General features: G+C 72.6%; 23 protein-coding genes and 1 pseudogene. 8 read left to right on the top strand and 16 right to left on the bottom strand.

Annotated features, from left to right (window positions below; all coding sequences use genetic code 11):
* Nucleotides 1–86: 86 nt before the first annotated feature.
* From ELQ39_RS24865 to ELQ39_RS24800, 14 genes and pseudogenes are all read right to left on the bottom strand, one after another.
* Complete coding sequence (locus tag ELQ39_RS24865) at nt 87–1157, bottom strand: dienelactone hydrolase family protein (protein ID WP_242594033.1); 1071 nt, start codon at nt 1155–1157, stop codon at nt 87–89.
* Complete coding sequence (locus ELQ39_RS24860) at nt 1154–2266, bottom strand: pectinesterase family protein (RefSeq protein ID WP_242594031.1); 1113 nt, start codon at nt 2264–2266, stop codon at nt 1154–1156. Before ELQ39_RS24860 ends, ELQ39_RS24865 begins: the two co-directional genes overlap by 4 nt.
* 90 nt (nt 2267–2356) lie before the next feature.
* A complete protein-coding gene (locus tag ELQ39_RS24855; RefSeq protein ID WP_242594029.1) occupies nt 2357–3682 on the bottom strand; it encodes a pectate lyase family protein in 1326 nt (441 codons plus the stop codon).
* Between the two features lie 32 nt (nt 3683–3714).
* Nucleotides 3715–3951 (bottom strand): annotated as a pseudogene (locus ELQ39_RS24850) (rhamnogalacturonan acetylesterase); the annotation flags it as partial.
* A gap of 62 nt (nt 3952–4013) precedes the next feature.
* Nucleotides 4014–5375 carry an ABC transporter substrate-binding protein gene (locus ELQ39_RS24845; RefSeq protein ID WP_190005120.1) on the bottom strand — a complete coding sequence of 454 codons (1362 nt, stop codon included), beginning with the start codon at nt 5373–5375 and terminating at the stop codon, nt 4014–4016.
* Complete coding sequence (locus ELQ39_RS24840) at nt 5372–6937, bottom strand: glycoside hydrolase family 43 protein (RefSeq protein WP_242594027.1); 1566 nt, start codon at nt 6935–6937, stop codon at nt 5372–5374. The genes ELQ39_RS24845 and ELQ39_RS24840 overlap by 4 nt, the downstream gene beginning before the upstream one ends.
* Nucleotides 6934–7779 (bottom strand): PmoA family protein, encoded by an 846-nt coding sequence (locus tag ELQ39_RS24835; protein WP_242594025.1) that lies wholly within the window; start codon nt 7777–7779, stop codon nt 6934–6936. Before ELQ39_RS24835 ends, ELQ39_RS24840 begins: the two co-directional genes overlap by 4 nt.
* Nucleotides 7776–8960: a Gfo/Idh/MocA family protein gene (locus tag ELQ39_RS24830; protein WP_242594023.1), complete on the bottom strand. Its 1185-nt coding sequence runs from the start codon at nt 8958–8960 to the stop codon at nt 7776–7778. The genes ELQ39_RS24835 and ELQ39_RS24830 overlap by 4 nt, the downstream gene beginning before the upstream one ends.
* The gene (locus tag ELQ39_RS24825; protein ID WP_190005124.1) at nt 8957–9853 is read right to left on the bottom strand and encodes a carbohydrate ABC transporter permease; all 897 of its coding nucleotides are present in this window, start codon (nt 9851–9853) and stop codon (nt 8957–8959) included. Before ELQ39_RS24825 ends, ELQ39_RS24830 begins: the two co-directional genes overlap by 4 nt.
* Entirely contained in the window at nt 9850–10782 is a 933-nt protein-coding gene (locus tag ELQ39_RS24820) for a carbohydrate ABC transporter permease (RefSeq protein WP_242594021.1), read from the bottom strand. Before ELQ39_RS24820 ends, ELQ39_RS24825 begins: the two co-directional genes overlap by 4 nt.
* Before the next feature lie 129 nt (nt 10783–10911).
* Nucleotides 10912–12642 (bottom strand): L-arabinonate dehydratase, encoded by a 1731-nt coding sequence (gene araD, locus ELQ39_RS24815; RefSeq protein WP_242594019.1) that lies wholly within the window; start codon nt 12640–12642, stop codon nt 10912–10914.
* Nucleotides 12630–13583, bottom strand: coding sequence for a dihydrodipicolinate synthase family protein (locus ELQ39_RS24810; protein ID WP_242594018.1), 954 nt, complete (start codon nt 13581–13583; stop codon nt 12630–12632). The genes araD and ELQ39_RS24810 overlap by 13 nt, the downstream gene beginning before the upstream one ends.
* The gene (locus ELQ39_RS24805; protein ID WP_190005128.1) at nt 13580–14269 is read right to left on the bottom strand and encodes a GntR family transcriptional regulator; all 690 of its coding nucleotides are present in this window, start codon (nt 14267–14269) and stop codon (nt 13580–13582) included. Before ELQ39_RS24805 ends, ELQ39_RS24810 begins: the two co-directional genes overlap by 4 nt.
* Before the next feature lie 284 nt (nt 14270–14553).
* Nucleotides 14554–15147 carry a TIGR03086 family metal-binding protein gene (locus tag ELQ39_RS24800; protein WP_190005129.1) on the bottom strand — a complete coding sequence of 198 codons (594 nt, stop codon included), beginning with the start codon at nt 15145–15147 and terminating at the stop codon, nt 14554–14556.
* Between the two features lie 151 nt (nt 15148–15298).
* On the opposite strand from ELQ39_RS24800, the gene ELQ39_RS24795 reads away from it, so the two are divergent.
* On the top strand, nt 15299–16534 hold the full coding sequence (locus tag ELQ39_RS24795; protein ID WP_242594016.1) for an MFS transporter: 1236 nt from the start codon (nt 15299–15301) through the stop codon (nt 16532–16534).
* On the opposite strand, the gene ELQ39_RS24790 is transcribed toward ELQ39_RS24795, so the two are convergent.
* Both ELQ39_RS24790 and ELQ39_RS24785 read right to left on the bottom strand, forming a co-directional pair.
* Complete coding sequence (locus ELQ39_RS24790; protein WP_242594014.1) at nt 16471–17640, bottom strand: hypothetical protein; 1170 nt, start codon at nt 17638–17640, stop codon at nt 16471–16473. The genes ELQ39_RS24795 and ELQ39_RS24790 overlap by 64 nt on opposite strands.
* Entirely contained in the window at nt 17637–18578 is a 942-nt protein-coding gene (locus ELQ39_RS24785) for a 5-dehydro-4-deoxyglucarate dehydratase (protein WP_242594012.1), read from the bottom strand. The genes ELQ39_RS24790 and ELQ39_RS24785 overlap by 4 nt, the downstream gene beginning before the upstream one ends.
* A 245-nt stretch (nt 18579–18823) precedes the next feature.
* Here ELQ39_RS24785 and ELQ39_RS24780 point away from each other — a divergent pair, with 245 nt between their 5' ends.
* From ELQ39_RS24780 to ELQ39_RS24750, 7 genes are all read left to right on the top strand, one after another.
* Entirely contained in the window at nt 18824–19633 is an 810-nt protein-coding gene (locus ELQ39_RS24780; RefSeq protein WP_242594011.1) for an NAD-dependent epimerase/dehydratase family protein, read from the top strand.
* 612 nt (nt 19634–20245) lie between these two features.
* Nucleotides 20246–21016 (top strand): DeoR family transcriptional regulator, encoded by a 771-nt coding sequence (locus ELQ39_RS24775; RefSeq protein WP_190005134.1) that lies wholly within the window; start codon nt 20246–20248, stop codon nt 21014–21016.
* A gap of 112 nt (nt 21017–21128) precedes the next feature.
* Nucleotides 21129–22499 carry an ABC transporter substrate-binding protein gene (locus ELQ39_RS24770; RefSeq protein ID WP_242594010.1) on the top strand — a complete coding sequence of 457 codons (1371 nt, stop codon included), beginning with the start codon at nt 21129–21131 and terminating at the stop codon, nt 22497–22499.
* The gene (locus tag ELQ39_RS24765) at nt 22496–23437 is read left to right on the top strand and encodes a carbohydrate ABC transporter permease (protein WP_190005136.1); all 942 of its coding nucleotides are present in this window, start codon (nt 22496–22498) and stop codon (nt 23435–23437) included. Before ELQ39_RS24770 ends, ELQ39_RS24765 begins: the two co-directional genes overlap by 4 nt.
* Nucleotides 23434–24285: a carbohydrate ABC transporter permease gene (locus tag ELQ39_RS24760; RefSeq protein WP_242594009.1), complete on the top strand. Its 852-nt coding sequence runs from the start codon at nt 23434–23436 to the stop codon at nt 24283–24285. The genes ELQ39_RS24765 and ELQ39_RS24760 overlap by 4 nt, the downstream gene beginning before the upstream one ends.
* On the top strand, nt 24282–25271 hold the full coding sequence (locus tag ELQ39_RS24755; protein WP_242594008.1) for a zinc-dependent alcohol dehydrogenase family protein: 990 nt from the start codon (nt 24282–24284) through the stop codon (nt 25269–25271). Before ELQ39_RS24760 ends, ELQ39_RS24755 begins: the two co-directional genes overlap by 4 nt.
* Before the next feature lie 85 nt (nt 25272–25356).
* Nucleotides 25357–25578, top strand: a complete 222-nt coding sequence (locus tag ELQ39_RS24750) for a hypothetical protein (RefSeq protein ID WP_242594007.1) — start codon at nt 25357–25359, stop codon at nt 25576–25578.
* Nucleotides 25579–25635: the final 57 nt, after the last annotated feature.

Raw genomic sequence — 25635 nt, 5'->3', positions numbered from 1 at the left:
CCCGTGCCGTACGTCGTTCCGGTGTTCTTCGTGTGACGGATTGGCATACCGGCTGGCCGGACATCGTCCGGCCAGCCGTACGGGGGTCACGCGCGCAGCACGGAGTCCAGCCAGGCGTACGTCTCGTCCTGCATCGGGGAGTCGAAGGTGTGCCCGTGCTCGGGCCGGACTCTCAGCCGCAGCCGTTCCTCGGCGTCCCAGGCCCGCCAGACGGTGCGCAGCCGGTCGTATGCGGCCCGAACGCCGTCGGCGGGGAAGTGGGGGTCGCGTCCGCCGTGGAGGAACAGCATCGGCTTGGGCGCCGCGATGCCCGCCACGTCGGGAAGGTCGAGGTGGCGGGCGAGTCCGGGGTGCAGCATGTGGAACGCCGACTGGCCGCGCAGTGTGGTGTTGCCCGGCACCAGCATCTGCTTCAGCCCGGTCATCCAGCAGACGCTCGCGGCGGCGGTGACGTGGTCGCCGAGCGCGGCGGCCTGCCAGGCGCGGTAGCCGCCCATCGACCAGCCGGCGGCGGCGACCCGGCGGGCGTCCACCCGGTCGAGACCGGCGAGGAAGGCGGCGGCGCGCTGGTCCTCGCGGGCGTGCAGTCCGGCGAGGGAGGAGCCCAGCTGGTAGAGGGTGCACGCGAGGGCCTGCTGCTCCTCGTACACGAGCGGGCCGCGTTCACCCCAGCCGAGGGCGTCGAGGCACAGCACGACATGGCCGCGGCGGGCGAGTTCGTCGCCGGGGAAGCGGCCGTCGAAGTGGCGCGCGGCCCATTCCTCGGCGGAGGCGAGCCGGGTGTCGTCGTACCAGGGGCGGACGCACTTCTCCTTGCCGATGTCGAAGCGGGAGCCGTGGTCGTGCAGCAGCAGGACGGCCGGGAAGGGTCCGGTGCCGTGCGGGGTGAGCAGGACACCGCGGGCCCGGGTACGGCGGGTGAGCGTGACCGTCACCAACTCCCGCGCGTACCCCTCCCCTTCGGGCCCGAGCGTGTGCTCGGGGTCGTAGGGCAGGGCGGGTTCGGCGGGGACGAGGAGCGCGTCCTCCACCACGGCCCGGGCCGTCCGGCGCCAGCGTGCGGGGTCGCGGACGGGCGAGGTCCCCCAGGCGAGCGGGAACGTCAGGTCGTCCTTGAGCGCGTCGAGCAGGCCGGGCGGTCCGGGCAGGGCGGTCATGCCTGGGGCCGCCAGTCGCCGAACCACGCCTGGCGGGTGTGCGCGGCGGCCTGGGCCGGGGTGAGCTGCGGACGGTTCGCGGGGACGGTGATCACCGCGCCGGGACCGGTGTTGCGGTACTCGGCGAACCGCTGGTCCTGCCAGGGGTACCCGCTGGACATGTTCGTGTACGGCGCGACGGCGTCGATGCCGGCGCCGAGGCGGGTGTCGCGGACGGTGAGCATGGGCCGCGCGGTCGGGTCGGAGCTGGGCACCCAGGGGCGGGCCAGCTTGTAGGAGCCGTCCGGTGCCGTGCTGCTGATGCGGCTGCCGGTCACCAGGAAGCCGTGCTGGTTCGCGACGGCGGTGGAGGGCGCGAACACGAAGCCGAACGGGGCGGACGTCAGGTCGCGGCGGACCAGTGCGCGGAAGTCGCAGTCCTCGAACACCGCCGTGGCCCGGCCGAAGACGAAGTCGACGTCGCCCTCGGCGTGGCAGCGCGCGAAGTACTGGCGGGACACGGTGTCCAGGGACGCCGAGTCGGCGTAGAGGGTGTCCTGGTGGCCGAGGAACCGGCAGTCGAAGAAGGCGCTGCGGTCGCCCATGACCTTGAGGGCGACGGCCTGGGTGCCGCTGACGCCGGGGTGGTCGGCGCGCAGCCAGTCGTTGGCGAAGGTGATCCGGCGGGCGGTGAAGCCGTCGGGGCGCAGGGTGGTGGTGGCCGACCCGGAGGTGCCGTAGGTGCCGGAGCCGTCGGGCTTGAGGGTGCCGGCGGCGTTGTCGTACACGACGACCACGTCACGGGGGTCGTCAACGGCGCCGATCCAGGTCATGCCGGTGCGGTCGGCGGGGACGGAGACGGTCTCGCGGTAGACGCCGGGGGCGATGACGAGGGTGCGTCCGGTGCCGGTGGCGGCGTCGACGGCGGCCTGAAGGCTCGTGAAGTCGCCGGCGCCGCGCGGGTGGACGTACAGGGTGGTGGAGGTGAGCCGCGCGAAGGGTGAGCCGTAGCGGCCGAAGGGGCGGCGCGGACGGCGGTGCGCATGGGCCGGGGCGGCGGACAGGGCGAGGGCGGAGCCGGCCGCGGTGCCGGCCAGCAGGACGCTCCTCCGGGACAGGTGCGAGGGCATGCGGGTGCTCCTTGGGGGGACTTGAGTGGGGAGCCGGTGCCGTCCGCTGTGGGGGCGGACCGCACCGGCGGTCCAGGACGGCGTGCGGGGTCAGCGGAGGCGGCCCGCGCCCGCGCCGAGACGGACCAGGGCGGGCACCGCCCACGCGGGGTGCACGGTCTTGCGCAGGGTGGGCGTCCAGCCGGCGCCGGAGCGCAGGGTCTCTTCGGGGATCTCCGCGTTGTGCACGGCGATCAGGTCGACCGGCCTGCCGTTGACCAGGTTGTGCCGGGCGGTGAGGGGCGAGTCGTTCCAGCGCTTGAGGACCTTCGCCGGGCTGATCCCCTCGGGCAGGGTGAACGCGTTGTGCTCGGCGACGAGCTGGGACTCCTTGCCGACGCCGAAGCTGTAGCCGTACCCGGAGCCGGCCACGAAGTGGTTGTTGTAGACGTCGACCTGCCCGAACCGGACGCGCGGGGTGCGCTCGGTGAGGTCCGTGAACAGGTTGTGGTGGAAGGTCGCCTTCAGCTTGCCCCGGTCGCCCACGGCGGTGGACTCGCTGTCGCTGTTGCCGATGAGGATCGTCTTGTCGTGCTCGGTGAAGACGTTCCAGGAGGCGGTGACGTAGTCCGCGCCCTTGACGATGTCCAGCTCGCCGTCGTGCTGCTGGTAGAGCATGCCGAAGTGGGTGGGGGCCGCGCTGTCGGGGTGGGCGCCGTCGGTGAACGTGTTGTGGTCCAGCCACACATGGGTCGAGCCGTGCACGACGACGGTGTCGTACTCGCTGTTCCAGTTGCCCCGGTCGCCGTCGGTGGGGTCCCACTGCGGGAAGCAGTCGACGGGGCTCTCCAGGGTGAGGTTGCGGACGACGACGTTGTCCACCTCCTTGATCTGGAGGCTCGCGCCCTTGATGGCGGCGTCGCGTCCCACGCCGATGATCGTGGTGTGGGAGGGGACGTTCACCTTGATCACCGCGTTCTGGCGGGCGGCGGAGGCGCGGCGCAGCCCCTCGGGGCTGTCGTCGGGCTCGTCGGTGAGGTCCCGATCCAGGCCCCATGTCTCGGGGGCGTACGTCTCCAGGTAGGCGTCGAAGTCGTAGCCGGGGACGGCGAACGCGTCGCAGCCGCCGGCGACGGCGTCGATGGTGCCCTTCACCTTGATGATCCTCGGGGCGTCCCCGCCCTCCGCGAGGGCGGCGGTGAACTGGGCCCAGTCGGTCACGGTGCGCACGTGCGCGGCGTCGGCGGCGGCGCCTCCGGTGGTGCCCGAGCCGTAGGACGCCCAGCCGTCCCCCGCGGGGAGGGTCCGGCGGGCGGGGTCGTGGTGCCCGGGGGTGTGGGCCTGCGCGGCGGTGCCGGCCAGGGTCAGCACGAGGGCGGTGCAGCCGGCCAGCACACCGACTCTTCTGCCATGCCCATGCCATACGCGAACGTTCATGGTGCGGCTCTCCTGTTCGTGGTCGGGGGGTGTTATGCGGCGGCCTCGGGCCAGGTGATCCACGACGGCGGGATCTCCTCGTCCAGCCGCCGCACGCCGTGCGGCGCGAGCACCCGGGGGCGCGGCGGCTCCCGGGCGACCAGCCGTGCCACGGCGGTCGCGCCCGTCGGGGAGAAGTACGTGTTGTCCTGCTCGGTGCCGGTCCCGTCGAAGTACGTCTGTGTCACGTCGGGCCCGAGCTCCTGCCACAGCGCCAGGGACAGCGCCTGCGCGCCCGGCCGGGGACGGCCCGCGGCCGCGAAACCGCAGACCGCCCCGGCCGAACAGGCGATCACCCCATCTGCTCGTCCCACTCGGCCTGAGCCTCGTTCAACTGCTCGGCCAGCCCGTCCAGGAACGCCTTCGCCGTCATGTCCCCCAACAGCACCTTCTGGAAGTTGGGCTCGTTGTCCGCCTTGGAGATGGTGTTCCAGTCCGGCAGGTAGTACGGCAGCTGCACGATGGTCGTCGAGCCGTCGCTCAGCGCGTCGGCGGCCAGCTTCGTCGGCTCCGCCTTCGCGATCCACGCGTCCTTCGCGGCGTCCGCGTGCGCCGGCACCTGCCCCGCCGACTCGTTGAACTTCGAGTTCGACTGCGCCGACACGGCGAACTCGATGAACTTCCAGGCGGCGTCCTTGTTCTTGGAGCTCTTGAACAGGCCTATGCCGTCGACCGGGTTGGAGACCTGCACCCGCTTGCCGTCGGGGCCGATCGGCTGCGGGATGCCCCGGAACTTGCCCACGCCCAGCGCCTTCACATGGTCCTGGTAGGAGCCCAGGTTATGGTTCAGCATCCCGATCTCGCCGGAGTCCCACTGCGCGACCATCTTGGTGAAGTCGTTGTTGAGGTCGGCGGCGGGGGTGACCTTCTTGAACAGGGCCGCGTACTTCTCCAGCGCCTTCACGTTCTTCGGGTCGTTGACCGTGGTCTTCCTGCCGGTGGAGTCCCAGAACGAGGTGATGCCGGACTGCCCGTACATCGCGTCGAGGGCCTGGGCGATGGAGCCGGCGCCGCCGCGGATGGTGTAGCCGAAGCGGTTGCTGCCCTTGTCGGTGAGCTTCTCCGCGGCCTCGAAGAAGCGGTCCCAGGTGGTCGGCTCCTCCAGGCCCGCCTTCTCGAACATGTCGGTGCGGTAGTACAGGACGCCGTTGTTGGCGGAGGTCGGCACGGAGTACAGCCGGTCGTCCCCGCCGCCGGCCGCCCGCAGCGACTCGATCATGTCCTTGTTCAGCTTGCCGTTCAGCGACGAGCCCTCCAGCCGCTCGTCCAGCGGCTCCAGCGCGCCCTGGGCGGCGAAGCCCGCGAGCATCGAGGCGCTGATGCCGCCCACGTCCGGCATGCTGCCGCCCTGGATGGCGGTGTCCACCTTGGACTGGTACTCGGTGGAGGCGATGCCGACGTACTGGACGTCGATGTCCGGGTTGGCCTTCTCGAAGTCGGCGATGATCTCCTTCCAGATGTCGGTGCGGACACCGCCGTTGTTGTCCCAGAAGACGATCTCGCCCTTGCCGTCGCCCTCGGCGCCCGCGCCGCCGCTGCCGTCGTCCCCGCAGGCGGTGGCGGTCAGCGCGAGGACCGCTCCCAGGGCGACGGCCGCCGACGTCCTGCCGCGACGTCCTCTGCCCGTGCTTCTTCCGAGAATGCTGATCTTCATCGGTCGGCTCTCTTCTCCTGGATACGGATCCTGAACTGCGTGAACGTGGCGGTACCGGCGTGTCCCTGACCGGTGGGCGCCACGGCGACCAGGCCGAGCAGAGCACCGACCCAGCGCCAGGGGGTCGCGGCGAAGACCTGACCGGAGGGGCGGAAGCCCTCCCCGGCGCCGCCTTGGGTGTCGTCCCCCGTGTCGTACGAGAAGCGGCAGCGCGCGCCGGCGCCGATGTCGACGCGCAGCCGGGCCCGGCCCCCGGGGGCGGGGCGCGGGGGCGCGGCGTCCCGCTCCTGTTCGGCCACCGTCTCGGCGAACCGGTGCACGAGCCGCACGGTGCCGTCCGGACCGCGCTCGAGCCCGATCCAGCTGTAGGCGTCGCCGAGGACCGTGAGTCCGGCGCGCGCCCCGGGTTCGCCGGACTCGAGCCGCAGGTCCACCTCGACGGTGCACGGGGTGCCGGGCAGCCGCTGGGTGAGGACGTTGGGCAGCAGCCGTAGGTCGTGGGCGCCGGGGGTGCGGACGCAGGTGAGGCGCAGCCCGTCGGCGGAGTGGTGGGTGGCCCAGCCGTCCCGGGGATTGGCCGTCCACTGCCACTGGCGGCCGGGGCGTCCGCCGGGGAAGTCGTCGTCGGTGGCGGGCGCGGCGGGCTTCTGCGGCGGAAGGTCCGGGCGGCGGTGCTCGGTGACGGGTGCGCCGTCGTCCCCGATCACCGGCCAGCCTCCCCCACCGTCCCACCGCATCGGCTGGAGGTGGACGACCCGGCCGTAGGCGCCGCGCTGCTGGAAGTGCAGGAACCAGTCCTCGCCGGACGGGGTGCGCACCCAGCCGCCCTGGTGCGGGCCGTTGACGTCGGTGTCCTTCTGCTCCAGGACCACCTTCTCCTCGTAGGGGCCGAAGAAGGCGCGGGAGCGGAAGGCGCCCTGCCAGCCGGTCTCCACTCCCCCGGCGGGGGCGAGGATCCAGAACCAGCCGTCGTGCCGGTACAGCTTGGGCCCTTCGAGGGTGAACCAGCCGGGGAGGCGGTCGCCGTCGACGATCACCTTGCCCTCGTCGAGGAGTTCGGTGCCGTGCGGGTGCATCCGGTGGCCGGTGAGGCGGTTCTTGACGCCGGAGCGGGACTTGGCCCAGGCGTGCACGAGGTACGCCTCACCGGTCTCGTCGTCCCACAGCGGGCAGGGGTCGATCAGTCCCTTGCCGGCCTTGACCAGGTGCGGGCGGGTCCACGGGCCGCGGATCTCCGGGGCGTTGACCTGGAAGACGCCCTGGTCGGGGTCGCCCCAGAAGATCCAGAAGCGGCCGTCGTGGTGGCGCAGGGACGGCGCCCACACCCCGCAGTCGTGCCGGGGCACGGCGAACTCGCCCTCGGGTTCCAGCCGCCCGAGGGCGTGGCCGACGAGGGTCCAGTTGACCAGGTCGCGGGAGTGCAGCAGGGGCAGTCCCGGGACGCGGCCGAAGCTGGACGCGGTGAGGTAGAAGTCGTCGCCGACGCGGATCACGTCGGGGTCGGACCAGTCGGCGTCGAGAACCGGGTTGCGGTAGACGGGGTCGTCGGGGGCGGCGCTCATGCGGTCACCGCCTTCGTGACCAGGGCGGCGGCCTCCTGGCGGCCGAGCCGGCCGTCGGCGACGACGGTGACGACCCGGCGTTCCACCGTCTCCCCGGGCGGGACGGGCAGCCGCGCGTCGTGCGCGAGGGAGGAGCCGACGCCCGGGTACTCCTCGGTGCGCACGAACCAGGGGTCGCGGCGGGTCGTCTCCGTGGCCGCGGCGAAGACGAGGGTCCAGGCGGAACCGGCCAGGGCGACCCAGTCGGCGGTCCGCCCGTGCGCCGCGTCCGTGCCGTCGGCCGCCGCGGTGAACACGTCGGGCGCGGTGTCCTCCTTGCGGGCCCGCCAGAAGAAGCCCCCGTAGGCGGCGCCGGGCCGCCCGTTGGTGGCGGGGCTGCCGACGGACAGCGGGCGTCCGGAGACGTTGGTGAGCGCGAAGGCGAGGTCGAGGGCCCACGCGCTGTCGGTGAGGGCGGTCGCCACGACCGTGCGCCGCTCACGCAGCAGTTCGCCGGGCGCGGCCGTCCAGCGCAGCTCCTCGGTGAAGCCGTCGGCCTCGCGCCGGTGGTAGGCGGTGTGCCGCTGGGCGCCGTGGTTGTCCAGCTCGGTGGGGCCGCGGCCCTGGACGTAGGTGCGTCCGCCCCAGAAGTTGAACCCCTCGACGTCGGGAACGGCGACACCGACGCCGAGGTGGTGTGCGTGGTCGGCGGGGCTCAGCTCGGTGACCGCCGTGCCGGCCAGGGTGGTGACGGGGTGGAGGTAGGGCCGCGGGGAGAGCCGGGGCGGCAGTTCCGGCCGGGTGACGTACCGGCCGACGGGCCGTCCGGCGACGCGCAGCACCACGGAGTCGTTGACGGTCATCGGGTGCTCACCTCTTTCGGCAGGTGGTGTCCGGCGGGTCGGCCCCAGGGGGCGCCCAGCTCGGAGTAGAGGGACAGGCGGTCCGCGGCGGCCGCGACCAGGGCGTCGACGCCGGGCACCACCCGGCGGTCCTCGCCGGGGACGCGGCGCCAGGCGCCGTCGGGCAGGGGGGCCGGGTCGGGTGCGGTGCGGATGGCCTCGACGACCTGCATGAAGGCGCCGGTGTCGTCGGGGGTGACCAGCAGCGGGCTGCCGTCACTCAGGTGGGCGACGAGGTTCTCCAGCAGGTCGGTGCGGCCGAAGCGGAGTTCCTCGGGGCCGTGGTCCGCGCGCTGGAGCAGGACGCGGTCCTGCTTGTACCAGAAGGTGATCCGGCCGCTGGTGCCGTGCACCACGACGTACGGCTCGTCGGCCCGCTCCGCGCACAGGGTGGCGGCGACGGTGACCGGGCCTCCCTGGACGGTGGTGACGCGGACGCAGGAGGTGTCGTCGGACTCGATGTCGTTGGCGCGCAGCAGCTCCGTCTCGATGCCGGCGACGTCCTCGGCGCGGGTGCTCCCGGCGAGCGCGAGGGCGGTGGCGACGGCGTGCGCGAGGGGGTTGGTGAGCGCCCCGTCGACCACGTCGACGCCGTCGAGGCGTCGGCGGCCCGCCCAGGGCGCGCGGCGGAAGTACGCCTCGGGGCGCACCCAGGCGCCGGCCCCGCCGATCCCCGTCACCCGCCCGACGGCGCCCTCGGCGATCAGGTCACGGATCGCGGGCACGGCGTGCGAGCCGAGCGACTGGAAGCCGATCTGGCAGGCCACCCCGGCCGCGGCGACCCCGTCCGCCATCCGCCGGAACTCGGCGTACGACGGGGCCGGAGGCTTCTCGAGCAGCAGGTGCGCGCCCCGTTCCGCGGCGGTGAGCGCGAGGGCGGTGTGGGTGGGGATGGGGGTGCAGACCACCGCGGCGCGGGCGCCGGTGGAGTCGAGGAGCGCCCCGAAGTCGTCGGACTGTTCGGGCAGCTCACCGCCGAACTCGTCCTCGGTGAGCGGGGTGAGTTCGCAGACGCCCACGAGCCGGACCAGGCCCTGCGCCTGGAGACGGCGGATGTTCTCCACGTGCCAGCGGCCGTGACCGCGGGCGCCGGCCAGGACGACGGGGAGCGGGGCGCCGGGGGCGGCGGACGAGGCGGTCATCCCTTCACCGCCCCCGCGCTGAAGCCGGTGATCAGCCATTTCTGGATGAAGGCGAACACGATCACGACGGGGACGGCCGCGATGATGCCGCCCGCGGCGAGCGCGCCGAGGTCGACGCTGTCCGCGCTCATCAGCGTGTTGAGGCCGACCGGGATCGTCTGCTTCTCCTGGTTGTTGAGGAACATCAGGGCGAACAGGAAGTGGTTCCAGGAGTGCACGAAGGCGAAGGAGCCGACGGCGATCAGACCAGGCCGCAGCAGCGGCAGGACGACCACCCGGAACGCCCGGAACCGGTTGCAGCCGTCGACCCAGGCGGCCTCCTCCAGCGAGTAGGGCACGTTCTTGATGAAGTTGCTCAGCAGGATCATCGACAGCGGCAGCTGGAACACCGTCTCGGCGATGATGACGCTGCCCAGGGAATTGATCATCCGCAGCTCGGCGAAGATCTCGAACAGCGGCACCAGCAGCAGCGCGCCGGGCACGAACTGCGAGCAGAGCAGCGCCAGCATGAAGCCGCGCTTGATCCGGAAGTCGAACCGGGCGAGCGCGTAGCCGCCGGCCAGGGCGACCAGGGTGGTCATGAACAGGGTGGCGACGCCGACGAGGACGCTGTTCTGGAAGAAGGTGCCGAAGCCTCGGTCCGTCCACACCTTCTCGAAGTGGGCGGTGGTCATCGGCCAGGGCACGAGCGAGGTGGAGCCGGCCGGGCGCAGCGCGAACAGCAGGATCCAGTAGAAGGGGACGAGGGTGAAGACGAGGTAGATGCCGAGCGGCAGGTAGATCTGCCAGCGGGGCGCCTCGTCCCAGGCCCGGCGCCGCTTCGCGGGGCGCGGCGGCTCGGGGACGGCCGGGGCGGGGGCGGGGGCGGCCGGGGCGGCCTCCTTGGTGATCACTTCTCGCCTCCGAACTTGCTCAGCCGCAGGTAGACCATCGAGCAGAAGAGCAGGATCACGAACGCCACCGTGGTCAGGGCCGACGCGTAGCCGAAGTCGTGGGCGTCGACGGAGGTGTTGGCGATGTACAGCGGCAGCGTGGTGGTCGAGCCGGCGGGGCCGCCGCCGGTCAGCGTGTAGAGCAGGTCGACGTTGTTGAACTCCCACACGGCGCGCAGCAGCGTGGAGAGGATGATGGCGTCCTTCAGGTGCGGCAGGGTGATGTGCCAGAACTGCTTGAAGCGGCCGGCGCCGTCCACCTCGGCGGCCTCGTACAGGTCCTTGGAGACGGACTGGAGGTCGGCGAGGATGAGGATCGCGAAGAAGGGCACCCCGCGCCACAGGTCGGCGACGACCGCGGCGGGGAACACGGTGGAGGTGTCCGACAGCCAGCTCACGCCGTACTCGCCGATGCCCATGTCCGCGAGGTAACGGGTGATGCCCGTCTGGGAGTTGTAGAGCAGCACCCAGATCGCGGAGGTGAGCACGCCGGAGACGGCCCACGGGGAGAAGACCAGCGCGCGGCCCAGCGCCCGGCCGACGAAGGTCTGGTTGACGATGAGGGCGAGGGCGAGGCCGAACATCAGCTGCAGGCCGACCTCGACGAACACCCACTTGGCGCTGAAGACGAGGGTGTCCCGGAACAAGGGGTCCTCGGTGAAGATGCGGGTGAAGTTGTCGAGTCCCGCGAAGCCGTTCCGCCAGGGCTTGGTGGGGTTGTAGTCCCGCAGGCTGTACCAGAAGACGCTGAGCACCGGGTAGGCGATGAACCCCAGCATGAGCAGGGCGGCCGGCGCGATCAGCAGGTAGGGCAGTCGGCGGGGTGTGGCGGAGGCACGGCGCCGCCTCGGTGGCGCGGGCGGTTTCGCCACGGCTGCGGCTTGGGCCATGACTGTTCTCCGTTTCTCGGTACGTCGTGCTGTGCGGGGTGCCTGGGCGGTGCGGGGGTGGTGCACGGGACGGATAGGAAGCGCTTTCTGCACGGGTGTGCGGGAGCCGGTTCCGCCCGGGCGGGCGGGTCAGCCCGCGTACGGGTCCTGGACGGTGCCCGGCCGGGCGAGGAACTCGAAGTCGCAGCCGGTGTCGGCCTGGGTGATCTGGTCGTTGTAGAGCGCGCCGTAGCCGCGCTCGTAGCGCGCGGGCGGCGGCGTCCATGCCGCGCGGCGGCGGCGCAGCTCCTCGTCGTCCACGTCGAGGGTGAGGGTGCGGTTCTCGACGTCGAGGGTGATGGGGTCGCCGGTGCGCACCAGCGCGAGCGGTCCGCCGACGTACGACTCGGGGGCGACGTGCAGCACGCAGGCGCCGTAACTCGTGCCGCTCATGCGGGCGTCGGAGATCCGGACCATGTCGCGCACGCCCTGCTTGAGCAGGTGGTCGGGCAGCGGCAGCATGCCGTACTCGGGCATGCCCGGGCCGCCCTTGGGGCCCGCGTTGCGCAGCACCAGCACGCTGTCCGCGGTGATGCCCAGCGCCGGGTCGTTGATGGTCCGCTGCATCTCCTTGTAGTCGTCGAAGACGACGGCGGGCCCGGTGTGCTTGAGCAGGTGCGGCTCGGCGGCGATGTGCTTGATGACGGCGCCGTCGGGGCAGAGGTTGCCGCGCAGCACGGCCACCCCGCCCTCGGCCGCGACCGGGTTGTCGCGGGTGCGGATCACATCGTCGTTGTGCACCCGTGCGCCGGCGAGCTGGTCGCGCAGGGTGTCGTGGCAGACGGTGGGACGGTCCAGGTGCAGCAGGTCCGGGATGCGGGAGAGGAACCCGGGCAGCCCGCCCGCGAAGTGGAAGTCCTCCATCAGGTACGTCCGTCCGCCGGGCCGTACGTTGGCGAGCACGGGGACCGTGCGGGCGACGCGGTCGAAGTCGTCGAGGGTGAGCTTCACTCCCGCGCGTCCGGCCATCGCGATCAGGTGGATGACGGCGTTGGTGGAGCCGCCGAGTCCGAGGACGGTCGTGACCGCGTCCTCGAAGGCCTCCGCGGTGAGGATGTCGCCGATCCTGCGGTCCTTGTGGACGAGGTCGACGATCGTCATGCCGGCCTTCGCGGCCATCCGGTCGTGCCCGGAGTCGACGGCCGGGATGCTGGACGCGCCGGGCACGGTGACGCCGAGCGCCTCGGCGGCGGCGGTCAGCGTGGACGCGGTGCCCATGGTCATGCAGTGGCCGGGCGAGCGGGCCAGGCCGCTCTCCAGCTCCTGCATCTCGCAGTCGCCGATGACGCCGGCCCGCTTGTCGTCCCAGTACTTCCACATGTCGGTGCCGGAGCCGAGGGTCTCGCCGCGCCAGTGCCCGGGCAGCATCGGCCCGGCGGGCACGAACACGGCGGGCAGTCCGGCGCTCGCGGCGCCCATCAGGAGGGCGGGCGTGGACTTGTCGCAGCCGCCCATCAGCACGGCCCCGTCGACCGGGTACGAGCGCAGCAGCTCCTCGGTCTCCAGGGCGAGGAGGTTGCGGTAGAGCATGGGGGTCGGCTTCTGGAAGGTCTCGCTGAGGGTGGAGACCGGGAACTCCAGCGGGAAGCCGCCCGCCTGCCACACGCCCCGCTTCACGGCCTGCGCACGGTCGCGCAGGTGGACGTGGCAGGGGTTGATGTCGGACCAGGTGTTGAGGATCGCGACGACCGGCTTGCCCAGGTGCTCCTCGGGCAGGTAGCCGAGCTGGCGGGTCCGGGCGCGGTGGCTGAAGGAGCGCAGTCCGTCCGTGCCGTACCACTGGTGGCTGCGGAGCTCTTCGGGTGACTTCATATCGACCATCCGGCGGCGATGGCGGCGACCTCGGCGCGCTCGCCCTCGGGCAGCGGCCTGCTGGGCGGGCGGACCTCACGGCGGCACAGCCCGAGGGAGGCGAGGGCCTCCTTGACGACGGTGACGTTGTTGGCGGAGCCGTTGGCGGCGCGCAGTTCCTCGAAGCGGCGGATCTGCTCCCACACCTTCATGGCGGTCGGGTAGTCGCCGGAGCGCAGCGCCTCCAGCATGGCCAGCGACACGGACGGGGCGACGTTGACCAGGCCCGAGGTGAAGCCGGTCGCCCCGGCGGAGAAGTAGGAAGGGGCGTACGGCTCGGCGAGGCCCGCCACCCACACGAAGCGTTCCAGGCCCGCGTCCCGCGCGAACGCGGCGAACCGGGCGGCGTCCGGCACCGCGTACTTCACGCCGATCACGTTGGGGCAGGCGTCGGCGAGTTCGGCGAGCCGGGCGCCGCAGAGCTGCGCGTTGCGGAGGTAGGGGACGACCCCCAGCTCGGGCACCGCCTCGGCGATGGCCCGGTGGTAGTCGACCCAGCCGCTCTGCGAGACGTACGGGTGGACGGGCTGGTGCACCATCACCATCTGCGCGCCGAGCTCGCGGGCGTGCCGCGCGGAGGCGACGGCGGTGGGCACGTCGTGGCCGACGCCGACGAGGATCGCGGCGCGGCCGCCGGCCTCCTCGACGGTCAGCTCGGTGACGAGGCGCCGCTCGGAGGGGGTGAGGGCGTAGAACTCGCCGGTGTTGCCGTTGGGCGTGAGGGTGGTGATGCCGCCGTCGAGGAGGCGGCGCAGCAGCGCCCGGTAGGTGTCCGGGTCGACGGAGCCGTCCTCGGCGAACGGGGTGACGGGGATCGCCACCACGTCGGCCAGGGCGGCGCGCTGCGCCTCGAACGACGGGGCCCCGGCCGCCCGGGGCGCGTGCGCCTGGGTGGGAGACGTCGCCGTCATGCCTGACCGTCCTTCCGGGATTCCTCCGCCGCCGCGAACTCCGCCTCGAACTGCGCCTCGGGGAAGGCGCGTCGCACGAAGGACGCGATGTGCGCGTGCAGGGCGCGGGCGGCGCCGTCCGCGTCCCCGGCGAGGGCCAGGTCGAGAATCACGCGGTGCTCGTCCGCCTCGCGCTCCCAGGAGGGGTCGGCGGCCCAGGCGACAGCGGAGACCAGGGCGGCCTGGTCGCGGACCTCGTCGAGCATCCGGCCGAGCAGCGGGTTGCCGCAGGGCAGGTAGAGGGCGCGGTGGAACTCGCGGTTGGCGAGGGAGCGTTCGGCGGTGTCGGTGGCCTCGTCGGCGCGGGTGAGCGCCTCGCGGGCGTCGTCGAGGGAGGCGCCGCGGCGCACGGCGCGCTTCAGCGCCTCCGGTTCGAGCAGCAGCCGCACGTCGTACACCTCGCGCGCCATGTCCGCGTCGACCATGCGCACCGTGACGCCCTTGTACTGGCTCATGACCACCAGTCCGGTGCCGGCCAGGGTCTTGAGCGCCTCCCGCACCGGGGTCTTGGACACCCCGAACTGCGCGGCGAGGTCGGTCTCGACCAGGGCCTGGCCGGGGGTGAGCCGGCCGGTGAGGATGCGGCGTTTGATCTCCTCCAGCACGTACTGCGTGCGGGAGGGGATCGGCGTGGGCACAGAGGTCATGCGCGCCTCTCGGATCTCGCGTCGGATCGCGTATCGGATCTCGCGTATCGCGTCTCATATATGACGTACGAAGTACGACGCGGATGACCGTAGGAGCGGCCGGGTGTTTCGTCAATGCTTCTGACAAAGGAAGGTGAAGGTGCTTCTCACCGCGCGGCCGGTCACGGCGTTCGGTTTCGCGCGGTGAAACGCGCGAAACCCCGCGTCGCCGTCCTCACCGGGTACGCGGGGCTCTCACGACGGGCCCGGGCCAGCTCCCCCTCCGCGCGGTCCAGGCCGCCTTCTCACGCGTGCCTGGTCCAGCCCGGGTCGCGGCCGCTGAGGCCGATCGTCCGGTCCAGCAGCGGGGCGTCGGCCGGGACGGCGACGACGGGTCCGAAGATGCCCCCGCCCCGGTCGTCCTCCTCGGCGGCGGCCAGCAGGAAGGCGTGCGCGCGCTCCAGCGCGGCGGGGTCGGGCGTGTACGGCTGCCCGGTCGCGCGGGCCAGGTCCCAGCCGTGGACCACCAGTTCGTCGACGGCGACGGCGGCGGTGACCTCACCCGGCATGTCGATGCCTCCGGCGCGCGTCATGCCGGTCCAGGCCGCCGGATCCCGCCAGGCCTCGGCGAGTTCGTCGAGCGCCTTGGGCAGTTCGGCGCGCCAGGCGGGTCCGACGTCCGGCAGGGCGTCCTGCGGATCGGTGTCCGTGGTGGTCCCGAGGTCCTTGCGGCCCGCGTCGCGGAAGGCGACGGCCAGTCCGAGGAGGTGGCCCAGGAGATGGCGCACGGCGTACCGCGGGCAGGGCGTACCGTCCGCCAGCTGCGCGTCGGTCACCCCTTCGGCGAGGCGGGCGACGATCCTGGTCTGCGGTCCGAGGTCGAGCGGAGTGTCGGTCATGGCTGCTCCCGGGATGCGGTGGCGTACGAAGGGGTGACCGGTCACGGCCGCGGAACTCATCGGCGGGCGGGTCCCGCGCCCGCCCCCCGCTCGCTCCCTAGGGCATTCGCCCGATGCCGTCACCGCCGCCTTAGGACCACGATGACCAGGCATGACGACGAGATGGACGGCGGTCCGCGTGCTGCGCGACCGCACGGCGGGCCGGTGTCTGACGGCGGTGGTGGTCTCCGGGTTCGGCACCTCCGCTCTGTGGCTGGCGTCGGGGGTGTGGGTCAAGGACCTCACCGGCTCGGACGGGCTGGCGGCGCTGTGTCTGCTGGCGATGTGGGCGCCCACACTGGCGGGCCCGGTCCTCGGCACGCTCGCCGACCGGCACCGCCGCCGGCCGCTGCTGGTCGCGCTGAGCCTGTTCATGGCGGCGCTGCTGCTCACGCTGTGCGCGGTGGACGCGCCGGGAGAGCTGTGGCTGCTCTACGCGGTGCTGTTCGTGTACGGCGCGACCGGCACCGTGCACGACGCGGCGGAGTCGGCGCTGGTCGCGGGCGCCGTGGACCGTTCCCTTCTGGGGGACTTCAACGGGCTGCGGATGACGGCCAACGAGGGCATGAAGCTGCTCGCCCCGCTGGCGGGCGCGGGCCTCTACACGGCGTACGGCGGGTCCGGCGTCGCCGTCCTGGACGCGGCGAGCTTCATGGCTGCGGCGCTGGTGTACGTGTCGCTGCGGGTGCGGGAGGAGCGGCCGGCCCGGACGCGGGAGAGCGGCCGGAGCGCGACCGCCGAGGGCGTCCGGCACCTGTGGCGGGACCCGGTGCTGCGTCCGCTGGTCCTGGCGGGCGGGGTGACCATGCTGTGCGCGGGCGTGAGCGGGGCGCTGACGTACGCGGTGGTCGAGGATCTGGGCCACTCCCCCGCGTACGCCGGTGTGCTGTACGCCGTGCAGGGCGCGGGGTCCGTGACGGTGGGGCTGCTGTCGGGCCCGGGCCTGCGGCGGCTGGGCGCACGGCGGTTCGCCGCGTACGGCATCGGCCTTCTGGCCGTCGCGGTGGCGTTGCGCGCGGTGCCGTCCGACGCGGTGGCGTGGGCGTGTGCCGCGGCGATCGGCCTGGGGCTGCCCGCCGCGCTGATCGCCGCGCTCACGGGTGTGCAGCAGCGCACGCCCGGCCCGCTGCTGGGCCGGGTCACCGCCACCGCCAACACCCTGGTGTTCACCCCGAACGTGGCCGGTCTCGCGGCGGGCGCGGCACTGGTCGAAGTCCTGGACCACCGCGCACAGTTGGCCGGACTCGGGATGGTGCTGGCGGTGACGGCGGCGGTGCTGCTCGGTCAGAGGGCGGCCAGCGCCGACCGTACGGCGGCGAGGTCCGCGTCCGACGCCAGTCCCGCGTGATAGAGCCGCAGCTCGGTCGCGCCCAGCCGGCGCGCCCCCTCCGCGTCGGCCGCGAGGGTGCCGGGGCTGCCGCCCATGCCGGAGACGACGGTGAAGTTGGCGGCGAGCACGGCGCCCTCCCGGCCCTCGCGGGCGAACGGGGTGATCAGGCCGGGGCCGCCGGTGCAGGGGACGACCACGCCGTCGGCGACGGAGAGGATGTGCGCGGGGTCGACGCCGGCGTTGGCGCCGCAGTGGTAGGACACCGGGTCGGCGTGCAGCAGCACCTGGAAGCCGTCGGGCGCGGCCCGGCGTACGGCGGCGACGGCCCCCTCCTGGAGGGTGCGGGCGGTGCGGTCGCGCCACGCGCGCGTGGCGTTCGCCCGGGTGTCGCCGAGCAGCTTCTCGACGCCCGTCCAGCCGCCCCCGGACGGCGCCTCCCCCCGCCACACCGGATCCAGGGCGTCCCGTACGGCGGCGGCGAGGTCGTCCGGGTCCAGCCCTTCCGTCCCGTAGCCGTCCCGGCAGGCGGGGCAGAAGCACAGGGACATCAGGTACTGCCCGGCGTCCCCGAGCGGGACCCCGGCGGTCTTGTCGTGGGCGTGCAGATGGGCCAGGCCGTACCAGCCGAGCGACTCGAGCTCGGTGCCGCGCGCCCCGGGCCGCACGGCCGCCTCGGCGGCGAGGCCGGTGAGATACGCGCGGGTGTCCGGCTGCGCGACGCAGGGCGCCCAGGGGTAGCGGTCGCCGTAGGCGTTCACCACGGAGGTGTCCGGGTGTTCCGCGCCGAGCCGGGAGTTGTGGGCGAGCACCACCCAGGTGTGCACCTCCAGACCGGCGTCCGTGAGCGCGGCGGCGGCCTCGCCGAAGGCGTCCCCCGGCGCCCAGTGGCCGGCCGGGTGGGGGCGCAGTGCGCGGCCGGCCCAGCGGGACTCCTCGGGCGGGTACAGCACGGCCGCGTACTCGGCGGTGACCACGCGGGTCCGTGGGTGACGGGGGGTCAGCGCGCGGGTGGAGTGGTAGGCCGAGGCGAGGGTCACCTGCGCGGCGCCCAGCTCCGCGAGCCGCGCGGGCGCCCCGGGGTCCCCGTTGACGTCCCAGGGGTAGACGAACGCCGACGCCTTCACATGCCCTCCTCGAGCAGCGCCTGTCCCCGCTCGATCAGCCGAGCGAGCTGCTTGAGATGATCCCCGGCCGGCTCGTGCAGCGGGGGACGGACCTCCCCCACGTCCAGCCCGCGCAGCCGCACCCCCGCCTTGACCAGCGAGACGGCGTATCCCTGGCCCCGGTCGCGCAGTTCGGCGAACGGCCGGTAGAAGCCGTCGACGAGACGGCGCACGCCGGCCTCGTCGCCGGTGCGCAGGGCGGTGTGGCAGGCGAGGGCGATCTCCGGCGCGAAGCAGAACACCGCCGAGGAGTACAGGGTGACGCCGAGACCGCGGTAGGCGGGCTGGGTCAGCTCGGCGGTGGGCAGCCCGTTGAAGTACAGGAAGTCCTCGACGCCGGCCGCGCGCACGGCGCTGACCGTGCGCTGCATCAGGTCGAGGTCGCCGCAGCCGTCCTTGAGGCCCACGATTCCTTCGGCGCGGGCGAGTTCGACGACGGTGGCGGGGGTGAAGACGGCGTTGTCCCGCTGGTAGACGATCACGGGCAGGGGGGTCGCGGCGGCCAGCTCGCGGTAGTGCCGCACCAGCCCCTCCTGCCCGGCCTTGACCAGGTACGGCGGCATGGCGAGCAGCCCGTCGGCGCCGGCGTCCTCGGCGAGGCGGGCGTAGCGGACGGCGAGGGCGGTGCCGTAGCCGGCGCCGGCGACCACCGGGACGCGCCCCTCGGCGGCCTCCACCGCCGCGCGCACGCAGGTCTGGAACTCCTCGGGTGTCAGCGCGTGGAACTCGCCCGTGCCGCAGCAGGCGAAGACGGCGGCGGCCCCGGCCTCGACTCCGCGCCGCACATGGAGCCGGTACGTGTCAGGGTCGACGGCGCCGTCGGGTCCGTAGGCGGTGACCGGGAAGAACAGCGGCCCGCTGGGGATACTGAGTCGCGCGGCGAGAGGGGCTGACGTCACAAGCTCTCCCTGGTCGTGGTCCACACTCTTGATTGTCGTCCATATTTCTGAACGCCACCACGCTACGGCGGGGCGGGGAGGCGGGTCAAGCGGATCGTCGCGCGCGGCTGACACGGCAGGGGCGGGGTGGGGATACTTGACGGGCAGCGCCCAGGCTCTTTAGCGTGTCCACGCACATGAACGCCGTGCGCCCACCTGCACGTTCGCTCCATCTGTTCCGGCCGGCGCCGCAAGGAGACCCGCAGATGCCCGCTCCCCGCACCGTCCTGCTCACCGGCGCCGCCGGCGGCCTCGGCACGCTGATGCGGGAGCTGCTTCCGCGGTACGGGTACGAACTGCGGCTGTTCGACATGCGGCCGATCGACGGGGAGCCCGACGCGGTCGTCGGCGACCTGGGCGACCGGGACGCCGTGCGGGAGGCGGTGCGCGGGGTCGACGCGGTCGTGCACCTGGCGGGGATTTCGCTGGAGGCGTCCTTCGACAAGATCCTCAGGGCGAACATCGAGGGGACGTACAACCTGTACGAGGCCGCGCGTGAGGAAGGGGTACGCCGGATCGTGTTCGCGTCCTCCAACCACGCCGTCGGCTACACCCCCCGGCCGCAGGGCGACGACCCGCTGATCCCCGTCGACACCCCGCGCCGGCCGGACACCTTCTACGGGCTGTCCAAGTGCTTCGGCGAGGATCTGGCGCAGCTGTACTGGGACAAGCACGGGATGGAGACGGTGTCCGTGCGGATCGGATCCTGCTTCCCGGAGCCGACGAGTGTGCGGATGCTGTCGGTGTGGATGAGTCCGGCGGACGGGGCGCGACTGTTCCATGCGGCGCTGACGGCGGAGGGGGTGGGGCACACGGTGGTGTACGGCTCCTCCGCGAACACGCGGCTGTGGTGGGACCTCCGGTCCGCGCGGGCGTTGGGGTACGACCCCCAGGACGACTCGGAGGTCTTCGCGGAGAAGCTGATCGCGGAACAGGGGGAGCTGTCCTCGTCGGACCCGTCCCACGCCTGCCTGGGAGGCCACTTCGTGACAGATCCCCCGATCTGGCCCTACTGACGGCGATCCGTCCGCGGCCCGTCACGGGTTGATCGCGCGGGTTTCCCGCGCCCTTCAGGGGGCGCACCGCCCCAGCCGCCTACGGCCGCCGCACCCGAGCGGCCCCGAGGGGCGCAGTCCACCCGGCCCGCGGGCAGTCGTGCCCGCCCCACCGCCTCAAGGGGCTGCGAGGTACCCCCAGGGCGCGGGCGGTGCCTCGCAACGCGCCTCGCCCGGACCCGCGCGCCCCGAGCCTGCCCGGCATCCCGCCCGCGAGACCCGCCGTCCGCCGACCGCAGCCCGTCCAGGGCCGATCGCACGGTTCCCCGCTCCCTGAAGGGCGCGCCTCACCTCCGTCCGCGGCGGCGTGAAACGCACCCCCGCCGATGCGCGCGGGCACGAAACGGGCGCCCGCGCTGCCGCATTCGGGCACCTGCCCTGCCCGCTCTCACCCCCCACCCAGGTCCGAGCCGGGCACCCACCCGCCCACCCGGGCACAACCGGGCACCAACGAACCGGCAACAGACCTGGTCAGCAACCCGCCCCCGCTGTACAACTTCCCCCAGAGGCCCGAACGGGCAACCGAGCACCACCAGGCACCACAGCGGCAGCGCAGAAAGCAGGGGTCCGGCCATGGCCATCAGAACGGCCGAGGAGCGTCAACGTGAGATCGTGCGGGTGGCCCGAGCCACCGGCTCGGTCGACGTGACCGCGCTCGCCGCCGAACTCGGCGTGGCCAAGGAGACCGTCCGCCGTGACCTCCGCGCCCTGGAGGACCACGGCCTGGTCCGCCGTACCCACGGCGGCGCCTACCCCGTGGAGAGCGCCGGCTTCGAGACGACGCTCGCCTTCCGTGCCACCAGTCACGTCCCCGAGAAGCGCAGGGTCGCGGCCGCCGCGGCGGAGCTGCTCGGGGACGCCGAGACGGTCTTCGTCGACGAGGGCTTCACCCCGCAGCTCATCGCCGAGGCCCTGCCCGCCGACCGGCCGCTCACCGTGGTCACCGCCTCCCTGCCGGTCGCGGGCGCCCTCGCGCAGAACGGCAACGCGTCCGTCCTGCTGCTCGGCGGCCGCGTCCGCTCCGGGACGCTCGCCACCGTGGACCACTGGACGACGAAGATGCTCTCCGGCTTCGTCATCGACCTGGCGTTCATCGGCGCCAACGGAATCTCCCGCGAACACGGCCTGACCACGCCCGACCCGGCGGTCAGCGAGGTCAAGGCACAGGCGGTGCGGGCTGCCCGCCGTGTGGTGTTCGCGGGGGTCCACACCAAGTTCGGAGCGGTCAGCTTCTGCCGGTTCGCCGAGGTCGGCGCGCTGGAGGCGATCGTGACGAGCACCCTGCTCCCGGCCTCCGAGGCCCACCGCTACTCCCTGCTCGGGCCGCAGGTCGTCCGGGTCTGACACGACGCCCCACGTACCGAACCGCACCGCCCGCACACCGTTTCCACGTCCCCACGGGGCCGAGCCATGCCAGGTGACGCCCGATGTCTCCCTATACGTCCAGGAGCGATCCATGCGAACCCAGAGCCGACGGAGGCCACGAGGCGTACTCGCCACGGCCGCCGCAGGGACGCTGATCGCCCCGCTGCTCTCCGGCTGCTGGGTCGGAGCGGGCGGGGCCGGATCCGGCGGCGACGCCATCAACGTCCTGATGGTGAACAACTCGCAGATGGTCGAGTTGCAGAAGCTGACCGCCGCACACTTCACCAAGGAGACCGGCATCAAGGTGAACTTCACCGTGCTGCCGGAGAACGACGTCCGCGACAAGATCAGCCAGGACTTCGCCAACCAGGCCGGCCAGTACGACGTGGCCACCCTGTCCAACTACGAGATACCCATCTACGCCAGGAACGGCTGGCTGAAGGAGATGGACGCCTACGTCGCCGAGGACAGGGCGTACGACCAGCAGGACATCCTCGAGCCGATGCGGCAGTCCCTCACCGGTGAGGACGGCAAGCTGTACGGCCAGCCGTTCTACGGCGAGTCGTCGTTCCTGATGTACCGCAAGGACATCTTCGCGGAGAAGGGCCTGACGATGCCCGAGCGGCCCACCTGGCGGCAGGTGGCCGACCTCGCGGCGAAGGCGGACGGCGCCCGGCCCGGCATGAAGGGCATCTGCCTGCGCGGACTGCCCGGCTGGGGCGAGGTCATGGCGCCGCTCACCACCGTGGTCAACACCTTCGGCGGCACCTGGTTCGACAAGGACTGGAAGGCGCGTCTCGACTCCCCCGAGTGGAAGGAGGCCGTCAACTTCTACGTGGACCTGGTGCGGGAGCACGGCGAGTCGGGCGCGCCCCAGGCCGGATTCGCCGAGTGCCTGAACAACCTGACCCAGGGCAAGGTCGCCATGTGGTACGACGCCACGTCCGCGGCCGGCTCCCTTGAGGCCGACGGCTCCCCCGTCGCCGGGAAGATCGGCTACGCGCCGGCGCCGGTGGAGAGGACGGAGTCGTCCGGCTGGCTCTACACCTGGGCATGGGGCATCCAGAACGCCTCCCGCAACCCGGACAACGCCTGGAAGTTCGTGTCCTGGGCGTCCAGCAAGGAGTACGAGCAGCTGGCCGGTGAGCAGGTCGGCTGGTCCAACATCCCCGCCGGCAAGCGCGCCTCCACCTACGCCAACCCCGACTACCGGGCGGAGGCCTCCGCCTTCCAGGAGATGACCAAGCGGGCCATCGAGCAGGCCCGCCCCGACGACCCCGGCGTCCAGCCCCGCCCGGCGCCCGGCATCCAGTTCGTCGGCATCCCGGAGTTCACCGATCTCGGCACCAAGGTCTCCCAGGAGATCAGCGCGGCCATCGCCGGACGCCAGTCCGTCGAGGAGGCCCTGAGGAAGTCCCAGCAGCTCGCAGAAGAGATCGCCGAGGAGTACGAGGGACGATGACCGCCACGACCACGGCCCCCGCGGCCGCACCACAGACGTCCGCCGCACCGCACCGGCCCTCCGCCCGGCTGCGCGCCTGGGCCACCCGCGCCCCGCTGCTGCCCGCCCTGATCTTCATGATCGTGGTCACCCAGCTGCCGTTCGTGGCGACCCTGGTGATCTCGTTCTTCGACTGGAACTCCCTCTACCCGGACGCCCGTCACTTCGCCGGGTTCGCCAACTACCAGGAGGTGCTGACCGACCCGGCGCTGCGCAAGTCGGTCTGGACGACCGTCCTGCTCACCGTGGGCGTGGTCCTGGCCAGCCTGGTGATCGGGCTGCTGCTCGCGCTGCTGCTGGACCGGAGGTTCCGGGGGCGGGCCGTCGTGCGCACCCTGCTCATCGCGCCGTTCCTGGTGGTCCCGGTCGCCGCCGCCCTGCTCTGGAAGCACGTCCTCTACAACCCGGAGTACGGCCTGCTCAACGGCCTGCTGCACTACGTCGGCGGCCCTCAGCCCGACTGGATCTCCGGCACCCCGCTGCTCGCCGTGCAGGCGTCGCTGGTGTGGCAGTGGACGCCGTTCATGATGCTCATCCTGCTGGCCGGGCTGCAGAGCCGGGACCAGCAGCAGCTGGAGGCGGCCCGCGTCGACGGCGCGAGCGACTGGCAGATCTTCGTGCACATCACGCTGCCGCACCTGCGCCGCTACCTCGAACTGGGCGCCCTGCTCGGCTCGATCTACATCGTGCAGAACTTCGACGCGGTGTTCACCCTCACCTCCGGCGGTCTCGGCACCGCCAACCTGCCCTACACCGTCTACCAGACCTTCTACCAGGCGCACGAGAACGGTCTCGCCTCGGCGGCCGGCGTCCTGGTCGTCATCGGCTCCATCGTCATCGCGACCTTCGCCCTGCGCGTGGTCTCGTCCCTGTTCCGCGAGGAGGTGTCCCGCGCATGAGCAGCACCGCCGTACGCACCCGCGGCCGGTTCCGCGGCGGAGCGGGTCTCGGCCTGGTCGCCTGGCTGGCCGGCATCGTGTTCTTCCTGCCCATCGCCTGGATGGCGCTGACGTCCTTCCACTCCGAGACGGACGCGGCCACCAACCCGCCCTCGTGGGGCGCCGCCCTCACCCTGGACGGCTACCGCGAGTTCTTCGGCGCGGACGGCGGCGCCAGCCCCTGGCCCGCCCTGATCAACTCGACGGTCGCGTCCGTGACCTCGACGCTCCTGGTCCTCGTGCTGGCCCTGCCCGCCGCGTACGCCCTGTCCATCCGCCCGGTGAAGAAGTGGACGGACGTCCTGTTCTTCTTCCTCTCCACCAAGATGCTGCCCGTGGTGGCCGGCCTGCTGCCGATCTACCTGTTCGCCAAGAACGCCGGGATGCTCGACAACATCTGGCTGCTCGTCATCCTCTACACCTCGATGAATCTGCCGATCGCGGTGTGGATGATGCAGTCCTTCCTCTCCGAGATCCCGGTCGCGGTCGTCGAGGCCGCCCAGATCGACGGCGCCCGGCTGCCGACGGTGCTGACCCGGGTGATCGCCCCGATCGCCCTCCCGGGCATCGCGGCGACGGCGCTGATCTGCTTCATCTTCAGCTGGAACGAACTGCTGTTCGCCCGGGTCCTGACGGGCGTGGTCGCCGAAACCGCCCCCGTCTTCCTGACCGGCTTCATCACCAGCCAGGGCCTGTTCCTGGCGAAGGTGTGCGCCGCGTCGCTCGTCATCTCCCTGCCGGTGCTCGCCGCGGGGTTCGCCGCCCAGGACAAACTCGTCCAGGGCCTGTCGTTGGGAGCCGTGAAATGAAGGCCGCCGTCATCGAGTCCGTGGGCAGGGCCGTCGTCACCGAGGTCCCGGACCCGACGCCGGGCCCGAGGGACGTCGTCGTCGAGGTCGCCGCGTGCGGGCTGTGCGGGACGGATCTGCACATCCTCCAGGGCGAGTTCGCGCCCAAGCTGCCGATCGTGCCGGGGCACGAGTTCGCCGGCGAGGTGGTCGGCGTGGGCTCCCAGGTCACCGAGGTGGCGCTCGGCGACCAGGTGGCCGTCGACCCCTCCCTGTACTGCTACGAGTGCCGCTACTGCCGTACCGGCCACAACAACCTGTGCGAGCGGTGGGCGGCGATCGGCGTCACCGCGGCGGGCGGCGCCGCGCAGTACGCGGTGGCGCCGGTGGCGAACTGCGTGAAGCTCCCCGAGCACGTCCGCACCCAGGACGCGGCGCTGATCGAGCCGCTGTCCTGCGCGGTGCGCGGCTACGACGTGCTCCAGTCGCGGCTCGGCGCGCACGTGCTGATCTACGGCTCCGGGACCATGGGCCTGATGATGCTGGAGCTGGCCAAGCGGACCGGCGCGGCGAGCGTCGACATGGTCGATCTGAACCCGGCGCGCCTGGAGACCGCCCGCAAGCTCGGGGTCTCCGCGTCCGCGGCCACCCCGGACGAGCTGGACCGGCCGCAGGGCTGGGACCTGGTCATCGACGCGACGGGCAACGCGGCGGCGATCCAGGACGGCCTCGGCCGGGTCGCGAAGGCGGGCACGTTCCTCCAGTTCGGCGTCGCCGACTACGCGACCCGCGTGGAGATCGACCCGTACCGGATCTACAACCAGGAGATCACCATCACCGGCTCGATGGCCGTCCTGCACAGCTACGAGCGCGCGGCGGAACTCTTCGCGAACGGCGTCCTCGACCCGGACGTCTTCATCAGCGACCGCCTCCCCCTGGACCGGTACCCGCAGGCGCTGGAGCAGTTCGCGGCGGGCGTGGGCCGCAAGATCGTGGTGGTGCCGTAGCGCTGCCGGCCGGGCAGGAAGGGGCCGCGGGCGCCGAGGAACAAATCCCTGGGCGCCCGCGCCCCCTCCCCGTACGATCGCCGGCATGGCCCGACCGAACGGCTTCGCGTACGAGGCGCACCCCGACGGGACCGTCCACATCACCCACCAGGGCCGCCGCGCCACCGTCCTGCGGGGCGACCGGGCCGCCCGCTTCCTCACCGAGGTCACGACCGCCGACCCGCAGCTCGTCATGGCCCGCTGGACCGGCGACTACCGCCGCGGCAACGAACGCACGGCCCGGGCCCACCCCCGCAACCGGGGCTGAAACAGGTCGGAGGAAGCCGCTGCGCCGAACGGACCACAGGTAAGGGAACGGTAAAAC

The organism is Streptomyces sp. GB4-14, from assembly GCF_022696125.1.
GTDB lineage: Bacteria > Actinomycetota > Actinomycetes > Streptomycetales > Streptomycetaceae > Streptomyces > Streptomyces werraensis.
The sequence above is the reverse complement of the archived record's forward strand: the minus strand, read 5'-3'. Positions and strand labels throughout refer to the sequence as shown.